Origin of the sequence: Nostoc sp., assembly GCF_036918015.1 — a bacterium.
Taxonomy (GTDB): domain Bacteria; phylum Cyanobacteriota; class Cyanobacteriia; order Cyanobacteriales; family Nostocaceae; genus Nostoc.
In genome coordinates this window covers 92,468-109,658 of sequence record NZ_JBALEO010000007.1, presented here as the reverse complement: position 1 = coordinate 109,658, position 17,191 = coordinate 92,468, and the positions used below count along the sequence as shown (strand labels likewise).

Annotated in this window: 12 protein-coding genes; 5 read left to right on the top strand and 7 right to left on the bottom strand. The window is 41.7% G+C overall.

Annotation, left to right across the window (positions count from 1 at the left end; translation table 11 throughout):
• Positions 1 to 170 precede the first annotated feature (170 nt).
• The gene (locus V7K61_RS01225; RefSeq protein WP_335050219.1) at positions 171 to 1,124 is read right to left on the bottom strand and encodes a glycosyltransferase family 2 protein; all 954 of its coding nucleotides are present in this window, start codon (positions 1,122 to 1,124) and stop codon (positions 171 to 173) included.
• A gap of 266 nt (positions 1,125 to 1,390) precedes the next feature.
• Between V7K61_RS01225 and V7K61_RS01220 the strand changes: the two genes are divergently transcribed.
• Together V7K61_RS01220 and V7K61_RS01215 are read left to right on the top strand one after the other, a co-directional pair.
• Positions 1,391 to 3,730, top strand: a complete 2,340-nt coding sequence (locus V7K61_RS01220) for a PhoX family protein (protein ID WP_335050217.1) — start codon at positions 1,391 to 1,393, stop codon at positions 3,728 to 3,730.
• A 504-nt stretch (positions 3,731 to 4,234) separates the two neighbouring features.
• Positions 4,235 to 6,595: a PhoX family protein gene (locus tag V7K61_RS01215; RefSeq protein ID WP_335050215.1), complete on the top strand. Its 2,361-nt coding sequence runs from the start codon at positions 4,235 to 4,237 to the stop codon at positions 6,593 to 6,595.
• 162 nt (positions 6,596 to 6,757) lie between these two features.
• Here V7K61_RS01215 and V7K61_RS01210 read toward each other — a convergent pair whose 3' ends face one another.
• On the bottom strand, positions 6,758 to 7,315 hold the full coding sequence (locus tag V7K61_RS01210) for a PEP-CTERM sorting domain-containing protein (protein WP_335050213.1): 558 nt from the start codon (positions 7,313 to 7,315) through the stop codon (positions 6,758 to 6,760).
• 321 nt (positions 7,316 to 7,636) lie between these two features.
• Complete coding sequence (locus V7K61_RS01205; protein ID WP_099102761.1) at positions 7,637 to 7,897, bottom strand: hypothetical protein; 261 nt, start codon at positions 7,895 to 7,897, stop codon at positions 7,637 to 7,639.
• Positions 7,898 to 8,381: 484 nt separating this feature from the next.
• On the opposite strand from V7K61_RS01205, the gene V7K61_RS01200 reads away from it, so the two are divergent.
• Positions 8,382 to 10,451, top strand: a complete 2,070-nt coding sequence (locus V7K61_RS01200; protein WP_335050210.1) for a tetratricopeptide repeat protein — start codon at positions 8,382 to 8,384, stop codon at positions 10,449 to 10,451.
• 67 nt (positions 10,452 to 10,518) lie between these two features.
• Here the strand turns inward: V7K61_RS01200 and V7K61_RS01195 are convergent, their stop codons facing one another.
• The 4 genes from V7K61_RS01195 to V7K61_RS01180 form a co-directional block, all read right to left on the bottom strand.
• Complete coding sequence (locus V7K61_RS01195; protein ID WP_335050208.1) at positions 10,519 to 11,319, bottom strand: hypothetical protein; 801 nt, start codon at positions 11,317 to 11,319, stop codon at positions 10,519 to 10,521.
• Between the two features lie 131 nt (positions 11,320 to 11,450).
• A complete protein-coding gene (locus V7K61_RS01190) occupies positions 11,451 to 12,944 on the bottom strand; it encodes a DUF1565 domain-containing protein (protein ID WP_335050206.1) in 1,494 nt (497 codons plus the stop codon).
• Between the two features lie 650 nt (positions 12,945 to 13,594).
• Positions 13,595 to 14,125: a pentapeptide repeat-containing protein gene (locus V7K61_RS01185; protein WP_334836549.1), complete on the bottom strand. Its 531-nt coding sequence runs from the start codon at positions 14,123 to 14,125 to the stop codon at positions 13,595 to 13,597.
• A gap of 534 nt (positions 14,126 to 14,659) precedes the next feature.
• Entirely contained in the window at positions 14,660 to 16,054 is a 1,395-nt protein-coding gene (locus V7K61_RS01180; protein ID WP_335050204.1) for a TldD/PmbA family protein, read from the bottom strand.
• Positions 16,055 to 16,518: 464 nt separating this feature from the next.
• Here V7K61_RS01180 and V7K61_RS01175 point away from each other — a divergent pair, with 464 nt between their 5' ends.
• Both V7K61_RS01175 and rpsU read left to right on the top strand, forming a co-directional pair.
• Complete coding sequence (locus tag V7K61_RS01175; RefSeq protein WP_292730931.1) at positions 16,519 to 16,845, top strand: RNA recognition motif domain-containing protein; 327 nt, start codon at positions 16,519 to 16,521, stop codon at positions 16,843 to 16,845.
• Positions 16,846 to 16,977: 132 nt separating this feature from the next.
• Entirely contained in the window at positions 16,978 to 17,169 is a 192-nt protein-coding gene (gene rpsU / locus V7K61_RS01170) for a 30S ribosomal protein S21 (RefSeq protein ID WP_069073774.1), read from the top strand.
• Positions 17,170 to 17,191: the final 22 nt, after the last annotated feature.

Below are 17,191 nucleotides of genomic sequence, written 5' to 3'. Positions count from 1 at the left end.
TAGCGTGTATTCATCTCAACAAGTTGCAAAACCCTCGCCACACGCCCTAAAACTAGCCAATAATGTTAAGTTGACACCAATGATTGCAATACCCCCCTACAACCGATTCATGTGTTGCAAAGTTTTTTGGAAATGGTATTAGACCTAGCTCTGCACTCCTCACTATTCAATCACGATGCTTGCTGCATTTCAGCATACGCTTGATAAACACCCTTTACGTTATACCAGTTGAGGAAAATTCGGGCAATTTCTAAAGCTAATTGCGGTTTACCTAAGTTAATTAGCCATTGCAACAACGGAGCCATTGTTCGTTCATTCAATGCGCCGTTAAGTGACAAAATTCCCCAAAGTAATCGATGCAGCCAAGTCATTTGAATCATCATTCGCACTTCCCATGTGGGATGCTTCTGATAAAATAACACTCCCATCCGTCCACGTTGAATTTCTTGGTCAATTAATCGGGGAATTTGCTCTAACTTAAATGCTGGATGCCAGTGATATCCTACGGCTTCTGGACATTTAATTAGTGTCAAGCCTAGTTTTTTCAGTCGTACACCTAGTTCTAAATCTTCCCAGCCATAGAGTTGAAAGCTGGTGTCAAAAAGTCCGGCTTTATCTAACCAATGTTTAGGAATTGCTACATTTCCCGTAGCAAAAAAAGCTGCTGAAAAATCTGTGACTTTGTAGGGTTCAGCCGTTGGATTGTTGAAATTACAAGTATTAATAACTGCGCCGTAAGTGAAAAAGCGATCGCTCCCCAATTTCTCCTTTCCCTGCACTAACGCGTCAGCATGAGCTTGCAGGAAATTCTTCAGCACTACTAAATCGCTATCAATAAAGATAATTGTGTCTCCCTGCGCCTGTTCTACCCCCAAATTCCGAGCCGCAGCTGGGCCAGCATGATCTTGCTGAAACCAGCGCACATGGGGAAACTCTTCTTTGTGTGCTGCTAACCACTCCAATGTGCCATCAGTAGAACCATCATCTACCAAGACAATCTCGTAATTAGTAACTGAACTTGCCTGACTTAACTCTTGCAACTCCAAGGCGCGGAGGCACTTTTCTAAAATCGGTTGGCGATTATAAGTCGGTATCACAACGCTGAAAAACACAGTCTCACCCACAACACTATTGATTTATCCATCTCCAGGATAGGACAGATGGGGCGCTGACACTGTTCCTTAATTGATTTGAGCTAAGGAAATAGGAAAAGGTGATAATTTTTAGTTAATTATCTTATAACCTAAGCTTAATCATTGTCAACTAGAGTAAATAATAAAATAATCATCCCTTTATTATTAATAAGTTATTAGCTATTTTAAATACCGTAAATTTTCATAAATTAGAGTTTATTTCTACTAATTTTTTCTGTCACTCAGAGGAAAGTTTGATGTCTAAATTAAGTCGGAGAGAACTTTTAATATTTTTTGCTGGCAGTGCTGGTGCTGCTATTTTGGGAGACAAACTTCTAAATGGTTTTGCTAGAGTTGCAGAGGCAAAAACCGCTAGTATAAGCTTTACACCTGTACGTTTACCACATCCCCTACCAATTTATCAACAACAGAAAAATTTCTTGCCAACAGGAATTGGTCAAGGAGAAGTAGTTAATGCATCTGCGGATATTAAGTTAAGTAGTTACAACGTTATTGATGATGTGGTAGTGCCACCAGAATACGAACGTTATGTAATTGTCAGTTGGGGCGATCGCGTCTTTCCTAACAAAGATGATTATTTTGGTTACAATAACGATTTTACTGGGTTTATTCCGATTGGTAAAACTGATAATGTAGGGTATTTATGGGTGAATCATGAATATATTAGTTTTCCATTTTCTACTTTAGTAGTACAAGATTCATCCGATCTTAAAGGATTGCCCGACGCATTTGAAAAGGTAATTGGTTGGGCTTTACCCTCCAGCAGAAATATTGAAGTTGAAGGTGAATTTTTATATAATCAAGGCGGCTCAATCGTCCGCATCTCTCGCCAAAATAAGAATAAACGTTTTGCTGTAGTCAAAGATCCTAAAAATCGCCGCATTCATGGTCTTTCTGGGTTAGGAATCAATAGCCAACGCAATGATGACTACAAAAGTATCACAGCTTGGGGAAGTCGCAACCACCAAAAAGGTGATAAAAATTATTTAATCGGAACTGGCCCGGCTGCAAGCCAAGTTTTTAATCTCTCCTCTGATGAATTGGGCAACAAAATTATTGGTACAGCTTTCAACTGTTCTGGCGGTAAAACTCCTTGGGGAACGATTTTATCTGCGGAAGAGAACTTCCAAAATAGCTTCACAGAAGGAGTCAAAGCTAATGGTACTCAGACAGATTATACAGAGAAAACTATCGGCAAGACTTTTGGATTAGTTGGCGAAAAATACGGCTGGATTGTAGAGATTGACCCCAAAAATCCGAAATTTCGCCCCCGCAAACACACTTCGTTGGGTCGTTTTCGCCATGAAAATGTTGCCCTGCGCGTTGAAAAAGGCAAAAAATTGGTTGCTTACTTGGGTGATGACAGACGGGGGGGACACACTTGGAAATTTGTCAGTGCAAACACTATTTCTTCACCCACCAGTAAAACTAACAGTAGCTTGTGGGAAAAGGGAACTTTGTATGTTGCCCGTTACAATCCAGACGGTACAGGTAAATGGATACCGTTACTTTTAACTACTGCTACCAATCCAATTACGCCGACAGTTCTATCTTCTGTAGAATTTGCTGCGTTGCAGAAGGTACAAAAAGAAGGTCTTTTACCATTACCGAGACGCAATGGGATTGCAGGTGAAACCAAAGATGGTGGTACATTTAAATGCGATCGCACTAACGAAGCAAAAGCACTACCTGATTATCAAAATAAGAAACTCTCTGACTTCTACTCTAGCCAAGGTGCTGTTCTGAGTGATGCCTTTTTAGCTGCAAATTTAGTCGGGGGAACTCCTACAGCGCGTCCCGAAGATATAGAAGTGCATCCAACTAGCAAAGAAGTGTTCATTGCCTATACAGATGGTGCGCCGGGAAGTGATGGCTATCCTGATTCGCGGATTTTTCAAGTTGCTAAGTTAAGTACAGATGCCAATGCGACTCAGCAATCAGGAGGACTGTACAAAATTATTGAAGATAGTGCCGATGCCACAGGTTTAACCTTCCGGTGGCAGAGATTTGCCCAAGGTGGCGAAGCCGGTTCAGTTAATGGTGCTGGTTTTGCCAACGTTGATAATCTAGTTTTTGACAATCAGGGAAATGTTTGGGGTGTCACGGATATGTCTACCGACACTCACAACGGTTTTGATGTTGGTGCTGAAGGTAAGCAAACCAAAATCGATCATACTGTTAGTGGTAATGTTTCTGATTTTACCGGAGTTTTCGGTAATAACTGGCTATTTTTTATCTCTACCAGTGGTGCAAATGCCGGACAGGTAATACCGTTTGCTCATGGGCCAGTGCGTTGCGAAATGACCGGGCCAACTTTTGTCGGAAATACACTGATTATTTCAGTACAGCATCCTGGTGAAGATTGTCCAATTAACGATGGCACAATGCTGAGTCGCAGCATTGAATTACTAGATTTGAATGGTACTACATTCAATCAAACTCGGAGTTTACCTCGTGGCAGTAGTTGGCCGAGTAATATCTCAAAAAATGATGGTGGTAAGGAGCAAGCTACAGGTATTCCCCGACCATCTGTAATTGGTATCCGCCCAAAAAATTCTCGCAGTAAGTTTATTTAACAAGACAGAATTCAGAGTTAAATTTTGAACTAAAAAGCTACGCGTTGCATCTCTAAGAGGTTGTTTGAAAAGTCCTCTTCTTGGTAGCAAAACGTTCTAGATCCCCCTAAATCCCCCTTAAAAAGGGGGACTTTGATTCCGGTTCCCCCCTTTTTAAGGGGGATTTAGGGGGATCTAGAAGTGCCTAAAATTACAGCTGACCACTTTTAAAACATCCTCTTATTCTCGTGAAATTTCATAGACAACAAAGGTTTTAGTTAATTTTAGAATAAATCTCCATTAATCAAGATATAACCTTGGGTTAATTTTTGGTAATTAGATTATATGAAAAAGTGAAAATTTTTGTCTGGTTATGTAACCTAAATAGCAAAAACATTTTGTTAATAACAGGTTAATTACCATTCAAAATCTGCGGCATTTGACGTAAATAATTGATGGCTTTTTTTGTCAGTAATCAAGATTTGCCTTTATGAAATTTTTAGTGTCACAACAGAGGAGAGTTTAATGTCTAAATTAAGTCGCAGACAAATTTTAGTATTTTTTGCTGGCAGTGCTGGTGCGGCTGTCTTGAGTGAGACGATTATAGATGGTGTTTCTAGTATTGCAGGAGCAAGCAACAGGCGACTGAGCTTTACACCAGTGCGCTTACCCCATTCCTTACCCGTTTATAAACAGCAGAAAAGTTTCTTGCCAACGGGAATCGGTCAGGGACAGGTAATCAATGTATCTGCAAATGCGAAGTTAAATAGCTACAACGTAGTTGATGATGTGGTAGTGCCACCAGAGTACGAACGTTATGTAATTATCAGCTGGGGCGATCGCGTCTTTCCTAACAAAGATGAATATTTTGGTTACAACAACGATTATACAGGTTTCATTCCTCTGGGCAGAACTAACGATGTCGGCTATTTGTGGGTCAATCACGAATATGTGAGTTTTCCATTTTCCGATCTAGCACCAGAAGCTCCTGCTGATGTTAAAGGATTGCCTACCACCTTTGAATCAGTGATTGGTTGGGCTTTACCTGCCACCAGAGGTATTGAATTTGACGGCGAAGTTCTATATAACTTAGGCGGATCAATCGTCCGCATCTCCCGACGTAATTCTAGTAACCGTTATGCTGTGGTTAAAGGTGATGCAAGAAATCGCCGCCTTCATGGTCTTTCTGGGCTGGGAATTAATAGCCAAAGGAGTGATGAATATAAAAATGTCACTTCTTGGGGAAGTCGTAGCTACCAAAAAGGCGATCAAAACTATCTCATCGCAACTGGCCCAGCTGCAACCCAAGTATTTAACCTATCTTCCGATGGACTAGGCGACAAAATTATTGGCACTGCGTATAACTGTTCTGGCGGTACAACTCCTTGGGGAACTATTTTAAGTGCTGAAGAAAACTTTCAAGGAAGTGTAGGAGCTTTTGTTGGTGTCACAGAATCAGTCAACCCTAATGGTACTCAAACAGGTTACATCGATGGTACTACTGGTAAGACCTTCGGTTTAGTTGGTGAAAAATACGGTTGGATTGTCGAAATTGACCCTGTTAATCCGAATTTCCGCCCTCGCAAACATACTTCACTGGGTCGTTTCCGTCATGAGAACGTTGCCATCCGTGCCGAAGCTGGGAAGCCATTAATCGCCTATATGGGTGATGACAGACGTGGGGGACACACCTGGAAATTTGTCAGCGCAGGTGTTATTTCTTCACCAACCAATAAAGCTAACAGCAGTTTGTGGGAAAGTGGTACATTGTATGCCGCCCGCTACAATCCAAATGGTACGGGTCAATGGATACCGTTAAATTTAAACGCTCCCACCAATCCCATTCCGCCATCGGTAATTTCTTCTGTAGAATTTGCTGCTTTGGGTTCGGCTCAAAGAAATGGTCTTTTACCACTACCAAAACGCAATGGGATTGCAGGTCAAACTACAGATGGTGGTTCCCTCGCAGTCGATCGCACCAATGAAGCAGAGAGACTGCCTGCTTATCAAGGTAAAAAACTATCTGACTTCTACACTTCCCAAGGTGCTATTCTCAGCGATGCTTTCTTAGCAGCGAATTTGGCTGGCGGAACGCCCACCGCACGTCCAGAAGATATAGAAGTGCATCCAAACACCAAAGAAGTGTTCATTGCCTATACTGATGGTGCGCCAGGAAGCGACGGTTATCCAGATTCGCGCATTTTCCAAGTTGCCAAGTTGAGTACAAATGTCAACGCAACGCAGCAATCCGGGGGATTGTACAAAATTATTGAAGATAGTACCGATGGTACTGGTCTAACCTTCCGTTGGCAAAGATTTGCTCAGGGTGGCGAAGCCGGATCTATTTCTGGTGCTGGTTTTGCCAATGTAGATAACTTAGTGTTCGACAATAAGGCAAATATTTGGGGTGTAACGGATATGTCTACCACCACTCATAATGGTTTTAATGTCGGTGCTGCCGGGACAGTAACTACCATCGACCACACAGCCAGTGGTAATGTTTCTAACTTCACAGGAGTTTTCGGTAATAACTGGCTATTCTATATTCCTACTACTGGTAAGAATGCCGGAGAGGTAATACCTTTTGCTCATGGGCCAGTGCGTTGTGAGATGACCGGGCCAACTTTTGTGGGAGATACGCTGATTATTTCGGTACAACATCCCGGCGAAGATAGCCCAATTAATGATGGTACGATTTTGAGTCGTGAGATTGAATTACTGGATTTGAATGGTGTTACATTCAATCAGGCTCGGACTGTCCCTCGTGGTAGTAGTTGGCCAAGCAACATCTCAACTGCTGACGGTGGTAAGGGTCAACCTAGAAGTCTTCCCAAACCATCTGTAATTGCCATTAGACGTAAGAATCCTACTGGTAGTTTTACTTAATACCAATTCAATTAATGATTGCAACACATCCTGGGTAAAGACGCGATGAATCGCGTCTCTACAAATGGTCTATTTGTCGCATTCTTTTTTCAAATTGGTATAACTATGTGTGTAGAGACGTTATTATCTAACGTCTCTATATTAATTTTCAAAGTAGGACTATTAATTTGTTACTTTAGATAGTCTTTTGGGTTTCATTCCGAATGCCATAGCACTAGCGATCGCTATACCACCAAGAGTCATCGGTTCTGGTACGGATGTACTTTTAGAGTAAGTGACCGCACCCACCTCTGTTGTAGACAATAAGTCAGCACTCAGAATGCTATAAAATTTTGTTCCTCCTCTATTTGGATTACCTGGATCGTTACCAATCAAAAACCGATCTTCGACTAAATAGCTCAGTCCTGACAGGTTGCCATTTGTAAAGCTGACTACAGGAGATGATGGATAATCAAAATCACTTGCCTCTGTATACTGAGTCCCTAAGTAGTCAAATACAATAGATAATCCATTGCTAACGCCTAGATTTTCCTCACCGATCGCAGTTAAGGTCGAGTCATCATACCGAAAAGAGCCGAAATACTGACCGGGGCGATCGCCAGATGTCGCATTTACGGTAAAATCATAATTCACTAAGGCAGCTTGCGTCGGTTTAACAACAGCAGCAACCGCGATCGCAACAGCAAAAGCCGCAACGCTAATATCTTTAGCTAATTTCATCAGAAAAAGCTCCGAAGCTAAAAAATGAATAATTCTGTAATTTCACTTAAATAAACTTTTAACCAATGTACATAGGTTAAGAAATAACCAACAAAAGATGATCTTTGTTAAATCTTTAAGATTGTCAAATATATATAAATTTTGTGTAAACTTATTTCAATATTTACAGTAGGTTATGTTTTGAGTTTGGGCGTAGGCGTAGCCCTCACATATAGCAATCCTATCTAAGTGTGAAAATAAACAAACCGCTTTTTCTGCGAAATGCCAAGAAAAGAAAAAGAAGTTCTCACATCTAATTTAGGACTGCTATAGTTGCGAAAATCAGGCATGGAGATTCGCTTGTTCCTGCAACCACGGATCTACAGGTTGTCCATCTTTGCGGCGTAATTCAATTTCCACAACCATCACTTCTTTGGAACCAGGAGGTGCGGGTTTTTTATGGAAAAGAATGTCATAATCTTCTGGATTATGTTTACGTTCTTTCAACCATTCCTGCACCTTGGTTGTGGCAAACAATGATTGCCCTTGCTCAAACATTCGGGTAATCTGCAATTGCAGTGTGTAAGGATTTATGCGACCCATTTTCTACCGCCTTTGTTAAGTTAATTTGAGGACAAGTAATCTACTGACCGTAGATAATCTAATGTTAATGCGAAGTAACCACACATGACACTTCCCATACAGGTAGAACTTTTAGTTTAAACGCCCTGTTATCTGTAAAAACAAAGTCCGAACCTTGTTCGGTGGATGGTCTAAAAAAGCGTCGATGCTTTCGCATTTTGTCTTCCACTGGCTGATAAATTATTATTTTTACTGCTTGACTTTCACCATCTTTAGCAGCGATCGCAACGTAGTAACATTATAGTAGTACCTCACCAAAAAGTGTCCCAAATTTGACTACACTCTACGACTAAAGTTGTACGTACACTCAGGACGAGAAAACGGATTAGTTAAGGATAGCTCAGAATTTTACACTCCCTCTACAACATTTAACCACTTAATTCTGTTATAGATTGGAGAGAGGCACGCCGCTTCAAAAACTGACCAACAGACTCAGATGGTTGTTATGCAGAGCAAAAATCAAGCTGTTTTCGCTTTAATTGGAAAAAGTACTATTGTATTTTTACCCTTATTGTTATCCATTGGAATCGCCAGTGGACAATCTGCACCATCACCAAACCCAGCACTAACTCCGACTCCGGTGTTATCGAATTCAGAACGGGAAGAGTTAGCACGACTACGAGCAGAAAAACGAATTCAACAGCAAGTTCAATCTGATTTTAAAAGCACTTTTAGCCGCACAACTATATTACTCGATATTTGGCTAGTTATACTAAGTCTCTTTCCAGTCGCAGTCATTGCTTTGTTATGGCTGTTGCGACGGGTGATAATTCGGGAAATTGTTGATAGGGCAATGCAACAAGTCCAGGGAATGGAAAAATTACAAAATCAGCTAACCACCGTTAAACAAGAAGCTGAAAATGTTATTCAAGATGCGAAAAAAATAAATTATGAATTAGAACAGGAAGCAACTACTTTACAACAAAAAATTAAAAATGAACAAGAAAATGTATCTATTCTGATCTCCGATCTAGATTTAGCTAAAGCACAGATATTAAGTAGATTAGAAGCGGAACTAAAAAAATCTCAAGAAAATATAGAAAATTTAGAGTCAAAATTTGCTTCAGGATTATCTAAATTAGAGTTTGATGCTCAACAACAAAAAGATATAGCACTGGAGAATTTAGGAAAATTAGCATCTGTTATGGCAGAAGAACTGTCTAAGTTAAAGTTAGGTGTGCAGCAACAGCAAGAACTAGCCGTTACTGATTTAGAAATATCAAAGTCTGAGTTCACATCTCAACTTTCTGGATGGCAGTCTGATGCTCAACAGCAAAAAGATATAATTTTTGAAAGTTTAACAAAATTACAGGTAGAACTTGTAGAAAAGTTATCTGAATTACAGGTTGATGCTCGACAACAAAAAGAGATTGCCGTTGATAGTTTAGGTATATTTGAGCGGGAACTTAAATCTCAATTATCTGAATTACAGGTAGATGCTCAAGAACAAAAAAATAAAATTATTGCGAGTTTAGAAGTATTGCAGTCAGAATTTAAATTGCAATTATCTGAATTACAAGTTGATGCTCAAAAATCCAAAGAGCTAATCATTGAGAATTTAGAAAAATCTGGTTCTGAGTTTAGTTCGCAATTCTCAGAATTACAATGGAATGCTCAACAACAAAAGATTCTCATTTTAGAGAAGTTAGAAAGATTAGAAACTGAGTTTGTTTCTCAACTCTCTGAGTTACAATTGGATGCCCAAGAAAGAAAGGATCTGATTCTTCAAGAACTAACTGAAATTACGCCAGAATCGATTCTAGAAGTGGTGAATTTTGAATTTGAACAAGAAATACAGGAACAGCCACAACAACCAGAATTCACTGCTGATGAGTATGTAAAACAGGGAGACGATCTGTTTTCTCAAAAGCGCTATGAAGATGCGATCGCAGCTTATAACCAAGCAGTGAAAATCCAACCTGATGAACCTGTAACTTGGTTAAAACGTGGTTTAACTCTAGGAAGATTGAAACGCTACCAAGATGCGATCGCATCCTACGATAAAGCGATTGCGATTCAGCCAGATTATCATCAAGCTTGGTGCGATCGCGGCGTTGCTTTTGGAAACTTACAACAACATCAGCAAGCCTTTGCCTCCTTTGACAAAACTACGCAAATCAAACCTGACGACGCCGTTGCCTGGTTAAATCGCGGTCTTTCCCTAGTAGCATTAGAACAATACGAAGAGGCAATCGTCTCCTTTGAGAAAGCGCTGGAATTCCAACCTAATTCTCCCAAAATCTGGGATAAACACGGTTATACATTGGTAAGATTGGGACGCGATGATGAAGCGATCGCTAGTTTTAACAAAGCCTTAGAAATTAAGCCAGATTACGCCAGTGCCTATTACAACAAAGCAGCCTGTTACGCACTGCAAAGACAAGTTGACCGATCTCTGTTAACTCTACAACAAGCGATTGAACTTAATCCCAGGTATAAAGAAGACGCAGCAACTGACCTAGATTTTGATGATATTGCCGACGATGAACGCTTTAAGCTGTTAGTTGCAGAATAAAATCTCATTTGTCATTTGTCATTTGTCATTTGTCATTTGTCATTCGTCATTTGTCATTTGTCATTTGTCATTCGTCATTCGTCATTCTCCCCTCTGCTCCCCTGCTCCTCTGCTCCCCTGCTCCCCTGCTCCCCTGCTCCCCAGACATAGCTTTGAGTTTAGATGTAAAAGAATCAGAGCGATCGCTTGTTTCGGGGGTAAATTGCCCGATTGGGGCATGAATAGGAGCCGGTGGGAGCAGTTTTGGCTGTCGTTGATGATGGTTTGGTGATGGGGAAAGCGCTGGACTTTCTTGTGAAGTTTGCCTCTGGCTGACAGCAGATAATCGCTCAAGGGTTGCCGAAGAGGTAAATTTCCCTGAAAGCGGAGACTTCAAGACAGTTTTATTATCTCTATCTTCCTGCTTGCCATCTTCTTCACTCAAAGATGTCTTTGGTTCATAACTTTTCAGTTGGAGAGTCGCAGTATTGTTGTGTTGATAGCCATTGCGAATCCTAGCTGGTGGTAATTGAGGACTCGTAACTTGCTCTAGAGTGGGTTTTTTCTTGGCTGGCGGTAGAACTGGTGCAGCCGATGACGTTAAGCTTTGGGGAAATTTGCTACAAATCATCCGTTCAAATTCCATGTTGAAATGATATGTAGCTTGATCCCGGCGCTGCCAAAATACTAAAATTTGCTGTACGGAAACGGCTTTATAACGACCTTGATATAGTGCCTCAATCACTGCCAGGTGTAGCCAATTAAGGGGGTATTGCGTTTGCCAACGCTCAACTAGCTCATTGGCACTATACCCACTGAGATCGAAACTATAGTTAATTAATAAGGCGATCGCCAAGTTGGCAGAGGTGTCTGGAAGTGTTGTTAACATGGGGCTATTAGCTTTAGGCAATAGGTCTTAAATTTGTCACCCATCGCATATTAGCCTAGCGTGCTTTTAACTACATGGTTTATTTTTCCAATAGTTGTCAAGCCAATAGGCAGTGTTCCTTATTCTACTTGTCAACTTCTAGAATGCAACCCCACATAGACTGATTTAATCGCAGATGTTCGCCCAATGGCGACTAATGCCTGATAAACCATCGCTGCAACTTCGGCACGTGTTGCCAAACGTAAAGGTGCAAGTACTTTCGGATTTGGATAGTTGACAACGATTTCCCGTTGTGTAGCAGTAGCAACAGCTGTCCTAGCGTAGTCGGGGATGGTATGACGATCGCTATATATTTCTAAAACACCGCGATCGACAGCTGGTAGTCCCAGTCCGTTTACTAAGGAGACAATCACCTGTAGCCGCTGCACACTTTGATCGGGGCGGAAGGTGCGATCGCTAAATCCGCCAACAAAGCCACCGCTAGCCGCGATTTGGATAGCGCTATAAGCCCAAAAATCCTTGGGTACATCCGTAAAATCAGGTGCTGAGATTTTGGGAAATGGGTTAAAAGCGATCGCTACCAAAGCTGCATACTGGGCGCGAGTCATGGGTTTATCTGGCTGGTAGCTACCATTGGCAAACGCATGAGTTAAATCCATCCTCGCTAATGCTTGAATAAATGGTTCTGCCCAATGTCCCTCTAATTCGGGAGATGAGGATTCGGTCAAAGTGGCGACTCGATTGTTTGGGAGTAATTCTACTAAACCCTTGACTAAAGACGGATTTAATTGATTACCTACGGAAACTAGCTTTTGTGTAGTGGCATTATATAAATCAAATTCAATATGATCGCGAAAAATATTATCACCTGGATCTTCGGTATTACCTAAATCGGGGACTGCATTGCCATTGACTAATAAACCACCTTGAGTATTGTTAGCAATGAGATTTTGACGTAGTACAGGTTGGGCATTGCGAGAAAGTGCGATCGCGGTGCGATTTTCTGATAATTTATTATTGGCGATCGTTGGCGCAGCAAAGTCACTAATTGCTATGCCTAAAGGGTTTCTTTGAAATACATTCCGCCGTACCTCTCCCTGGCTATGACCTGCCATTACTAACCCGCTAGCAGTATTTTGCACAAATACGTTATCTAAAATTGCGGGTTTGGCAGTACCAGTGGTAAACACACCTTCCCGCCCACAGTTACTCAGAGTATTGTTACTTAAAGTAGGTGCAGCCGATTCAATCCAGATACCAGTACCTTTGGCTGAGGTATTGGTGACAGTTACACCTAAAAGACTGGCATTATCTACCAAGAGCAGCGTAATATTTTGTATACCAAAACTGGGACTTTGAAACTCGCCACTCCCAGAAATTACAATCTCTGCACCTTTGTTAGCTTCATTACCCACCACTGTCGCTTCTCCAGGGACGATTAGTGGAAACACCTCACCACTAGCGGCGTTGTAAGTCCCCGACTCCAGATGAATTATCGTCGGGATTTTGGTTACTTTTAAAGCACGGGTGAGGCTTTTAAATGGACTCAACCGTGAACCAGTATTGCTATCATTCCCTGTCATAGGGTTGACATAGAGTGTGACGACGAGGGTAGAATTCACCATTGATAGTTGAGAGTCAATTGTTTTAATTATGACAATCGTAAATAACAATACTTGTAGCAAACTTTTTCACAGTAATATCCTTGTGTATAGAAAATATATCCACCTGACTTTTTCTGAGAAGCCGATCGTGTGTACACACAAGTTATAGACTCTTGTGCAACATTCCAAGTTCTCATCTCAATGGTATTGTTAGGGACTTGCAAAAAATAAATTATTATCCCAAATTATTTGTATATTTGTAGGGGCGCAAGGCCTTCATTGGTGTCAACTTAAGCCCCTCATCCCCCTTCTCCCAAGGGAGAAGGGGAATTGTAATGTCTAACTCCCCTCTCCCCAAGGGAGAGGGGCTGGGGGTGAGGGCAAAACGTTGTGTCACCAAGCGGGTTTAGCGTTAAATTGACATCTATGAAGGACTTGCGCCCCTACAATAGAATATTTGTTTAACTGGAAAAGTCCCTTAGCCGAAACAATGGCATTGTTAGTCGAAACAATCGCATTGTCAGTCAAAATAATGCCATTGCAACTCTAAAAAACTTGTGTGTAAGCTGTCACGCCTGCGGAGAGGAGATTAATCTTGGTGTTCCGAGGTACTGTTTTGGTTAATGTATTGAGTCAGCAACCCAAAACCCTTGCTCTGTAAGAAAATGAGATTAAACATTCTCATCCAAAATAGTTCCTTCTATATTGGCTCCATCCAAATTGGCTCCGCTCAAATTTGTCTGGCTCAAATCTGCTTGAGTGAGATTTGCCTGGGATAAGTCAGCTACAGTTAAGTCTGCACCACTTAAATCCGCTCCATCTAGATTCGCCGCTATCAAGTTTGCTTCCTGCAAATCCGCCTCACTCAAATTAGTTTCAATCAATTTCGCAACCGTCAAATCAGCATGACTCAAATTAGCTCCATCCAAATCTGCTCCATCCAAGATAGCTCCATCCAAAATTGCTCCGCTTAAATTGCTACTACTGAGATCCGCATTGCTCAAATCTGCTCCATTTAAGTCTGCTTCAATCAAACTAGCGTGGGCTAAATTAGCGTGACTCAGATTAGCTCCATCTAAAATTGCTCGATCTAAAATTACGCCACTGAGATTAGCTTCCCTTAAATTGGCTTCGCTCAAGTTGACACCAGTAAAGTCTCTGACACCTGCGGCATAGTTTTTCAGGAGTTGATCTGCTTTCATATCTGTCGCTGTGCTAAGGAACGTTTAACTAATTCGTAATTCGTAATTCGTAATTTTTATGTGTAATTGCCCTTTATCTATACGTGGCTTTGTTTGAGTTTGGGTGTTTAAATAAGAGTCTGAAATAGTCTTTAATTACGAATTACCTTAGCGCAGTAGTAACGAGTCTGCAAGGAATCAATTATGAATAATTTTGGACTATCCAGACGACTAACAGTAAATCCCCAGCACGCGCCACGGAGGATTAGTGTGATGAATCAAATTAGAGTCGATATTGAATCAACTTTATCTAGAGTAGCTATTTTTCAAATACTAGCGCTACTACCTAGAGTTATGAGTTAATTTCATACTTGGGAGGGATGTTACTCACCTTAAAAATTTAAGAATTAACGTGAGCCTCCGTTGGAAACTCACGTTAAGCATTAGTGCAAAGCGATCGCTATACTCAATTGTGTTGTTCGTCTGGCAGAGGTTATGGCAAAACCAATTCCTATTCTTTTGCAGATTATGATTCTTACAACTAAAGTGGATAGTTCATGTTTCCCCGCCAACTACTACATCTCGAATTCGGAGGCTAGGGCCACCACAACCCACTGACAAACCATTTTGCCCTCCCTTACCACAACCACCAGATTCATCCCAGTAAAAATCATCACCAAGTGCCTCAATATCCGCTAAAGTTTGGAATACATTTCCCGAAAGCGTCACATCTCGGACAGGTTCAGCAATTTTGCCGTTCCTAATCATCCACGCTTCCCCAGCACTAAAGGTGAACATTTCCCCATTCGTCATCCCACCCAACCAATTACGGGCATAAACTCCTTCTTTGATATCGGTAAATAAGTCTGCAACTGGTGTTTTACCCCGTTCAATCCAGGTATTTGTCATCCGCACAATGGGAGTAAAGTGATAGTTAAGACAGCGGGCGTTACCCGTAGGCGCTTCCTCCAATTTGCCAGCAGTTTCACGAGAATGTAAACGTCCCACTAAAACTCCATCTTTAATTAGCTGAGTAGTAGTGGCAGGTGTGCCTTCATCGTCGTAAAAATAGCTACCGCGATGTCCCTCTGGAGCCGCACCATCAAAAATTTGCAGTTCTTCTGGGCCAAACCGCCGTCCGATGGTCATAACTTCCAGGAGATCGGGGTTTTCGTAAGCCATATCAGCCTCAGAAAGATGTCCGAAGGCTTCGTGGACGAATAAACCCGTGAGAATTGGGTCAATGACTACAGTGTAAGTGTTGCCTTTGACTGGTGGTAGAGATAAAGCGGCGATCGCTCTTTGAGCAGCACCTTGTACCTGTTCATCCAAACTAGTTAAATCTTCGTAAGCTTTGCGAGAGCCAGTCGTTTCCCGTCCAGTTTGTACGGTTTCGCCATTTCTGGCGGTGGCGGCAAAGCGCATTTCCATATCCACCCAAGATTGCTCGATCAAAGTACCTTCGGAAGTAGCAATGATCACTTTTTGGGCGCTGTCACCATAACGCACCGAGGTAGTGGTAATTCGGCGATCGACGCTTTTAAGCAATTGGGCATAGCGATCGCACAATTGTTTTTTCTGCGATAGTGGGATGTTTCGGGGGTCAGTACCTTTTAGGGGTAGAATGCATACTGCTTGCACCGGGTCAATGGGTGCAAGTAAAGTTTCTTCATCACCAACCATCCGCGCAGCTGCGATCGCTTCTTCTATGCGATCTTTGATTGTTGCCAGATGGTTAAAGCAGCTCAACCCCCATCCGCCTTTATAACAAGCGCGAATATGACCACCAATGGAGATGCCTTCACTGAGGGTTTCTACCTTGTCGCCACGCAACAAGATATCAGTCCCTTCTGCTTCTTCAAGGCGAATCATCAGATAATCTACACGCCCACAGTAGCGAGCGATCAGGTCAGAAAGTAAATTTTGTGCGTCAGCAAGTGTAGTCGGCATTTCCAATTAGTAACAATGACGAACTGCATTTATTCTGCAATTATTTGGGGAATTTCTGCTAATCAATATTATGAGGAGACTGGGTACTGGGGAATGATGATACCATTTTAGATTTTAAATTTGAGATTTTGGATTGGGAATTGCCTTGCTGCGTCTGGCTTGCTGTGAATCCATCCGTCGCAATCATTTTTCAAATTGCTATGAATGAGTGGAAAAACAGAGGAGAATTTGCAGTAAGTTTTTCCTCTGTGCCCCTTTGCAATTCTGCCTTTTGTGCCCAATCTCCAACCCCCAATCTTGAGTTACGCTGGGTAAGAACTCAATGATGTGCTAAGATAATCAAGTGAGAATAAAATTCGGTTACATTCTTTGTTTTTAGTATTGACAGGCTTTTCCCTTTTGGTCTTAACAAGCTTGCCTCCGAAATCTAAATCTCTACACACCTATGATTTTGGAGATAATGCATGTCAATTTATGTAGGTAATCTATCCTACGAGGTCACACAAGATGACCTCAATTCTGTGTTTGCCGAACACGGTACTGTAAAGCGGGTTCAGTTACCTACTGACCGTGAAACAGGTCGTCCACGCGGCTTTGCCTTTGTAGAGATGGGCACAGAAGCTGAAGAAACAGCTGCCATTGACGCTCTTGATGGAGCTGAGTGGATGGGACGCGACCTCAAAGTCAATAAGGCTAAACCAAAAGAAGATAGAGGTGGTTCTTTTGGTGGTGGTGGTGGCGATCGCCGCGGCGGTGGTGGTGGTGGTGGATACAATAGATCCCGCTACTAAGCTTTCTACTAAGCTTTAAGATCAAAAATTAAGTTTTAACGTCTAAAGGGCAGAATCATTATCTGCCCTTTTTGCGCTCCGGTCTACTGGATGGCTTAAATTGCCCAGTACCAATTAAGTAGGAGATGATAAATGACCCAAGTATTTGTGGGCGAAAATGAAGGAATTGAGTCAGCCTTACGCCGATTTAAGAGGGAAGTTTCCAAAGCAGGTATTTTTCCAGACATGAGAAAGAATCGTCACTTTGAAACGCCTTTGGAAAAACACAAGCGCAAAGAAGTCGCTCGACACAAACAACGCAAGAGAAATTTCCGTCGTAATTAACAATTAGCAATACCTCCGGTTA